This window comes from Halolactibacillus sp. JCM 19043 (assembly GCF_001310395.1).
Lineage (GTDB): Bacteria > Bacillota > Bacilli > Bacillales > Amphibacillaceae > Halolactibacillus > Halolactibacillus miurensis.
Genome location: NZ_BAXD01000076.1, coordinates 1 through 1,549 on the forward strand (window position 1 = coordinate 1; position 1,549 = coordinate 1,549).

At 38.1% G+C, this 1,549-nt stretch carries 2 protein-coding genes; both read right to left on the minus strand.

The genetic code is table 11. The annotated features are described in order from the left end of the window. A partial coding sequence (locus JCM19043_RS15640) for a phage major capsid protein (RefSeq protein ID WP_082394605.1) occupies positions 1–807 on the minus strand: 807 nt, incomplete at its 3' end. 132 nt (positions 808–939) lie between these two features. Then, a partial coding sequence (locus tag JCM19043_RS15645) for a head maturation protease, ClpP-related (RefSeq protein WP_231631588.1) occupies positions 940–1,549 on the minus strand: 610 nt, incomplete at its 5' end.

The following is a 1,549-nucleotide window of genomic DNA, read 5'->3' on the forward strand; positions in this document are numbered from 1 at the left end:
TGCTACTTGTGCATGAGCTGGATCTAAGTCAACGTTAAGTGCTGTTTTAATACCTTTATGATCATCAAATTTCGTCTTAGAAAGGGCGTTTAGCACAGCAAGAATTAAACTATTGCGTGTAGCTTTTGATTTCTTAGCTAACCATTTACGCAAGTAAGCTTCTAATGCTTGGTCTGTATCAGATAGTAAATCATTTGGAACTGGCAAGAAACCTGCGTAATCTTCAATCTCGTAAGTGATACGGTCAAACTGTGGTGAGTTAATTTCAGCCATAGCATTAGGATCACCATATTCGGATAGTGGAGCAAATGGTGTAGAATCTGCACGTCGTTCTAATGTACGGGCGCCTTTATTCGTTTTAACTGGCTCTACTGTTACGTATTGTTCTAAGTTATCAACCGTGTTCTTCAGTTCGTTGATCGTTGTAGTGATGTCTTCCGGAACAATATAACCGCCATCTTCACCTGTTTTTTCAGATAAAGCTGCTTTAAATTCGTCCATCACAGACATTTCACTCTCAGTTAATTTATGGCCACGTAAAGCCTTGAAGAATACTTGCTTATATTCTTTTTTATCATCCTGTTTAGGCTCACCAGGCATTTGGCCACCGTGAGCTTGTGGGTCTGGCACCGTTAAACCTTGAAAATCTTTTTGCAATGCTAAGAAGTTATCAAGATCTTTCTTCGCTGCTTTCGCTTCTTCAATTTTTGCTTTTGCTTCTTCGTATTTACCCTCATCCTGTAGTTCTTGCGCTTCATCTTTTAAATCTGCAACAGACTGACGTAGTTCTTGCTCACGTTTCGTCATTCCAGTGGCACCATCCATCTTTACCGACAATACATTTTTGTTCGATAGTAATGAAAACATTGCTTGATTAGGTGTGTTTGCTAATACTTTTTTCAATTCATTTTCCTCCTTATGAGCATTAAAAATAGACCTCTAAATTGTTAGAAGGTCCAGCTCATTTTGTAATTTGATTTTTTCATCTTGAGTATTGCTTGTTTGACTTTGTTTCAATTGATTAATAGCTAATAATTTCTGAGGTGTCTTATCATACTTTTTCAGTACTTCGCTAGCACATGCCGCATAGTTTTTAGCTTCCATGATCTCGACGTTAAAATATTTAGCTGCTTCTTCACCGTTTAACCACGTCTCATTATTCAGCAACTCTTGAATCGTTTCTTCCGTAATGCCTTCCTTCATATTTTCTTTATAAACATTCATGGCACCTGTGGCAATCGTATCAAGATCATCTGCCACTTTCCTTAATTCAGTAGCATTACCTAAAGCGATAGTCCACGGATTGTGAATCATCAAAAACGCATTGGAAGGAATATTGATTGTATCTCCAGCCATGGCTATTACTGAAGCCATTGATGCAGCCACACCATCAATATAAACGGTTTTCTTTGCCTTGTTTCTTGCAAGCATGTTGTAAATCGCTAAACCAGCAAAAACAGAACCACCAGGACTGTTGATATAAATGTTGAGATTGTTTAACCCTTCAACTTGTCGTAGCGCATTCAAAACATCATCAGGCATGACATCT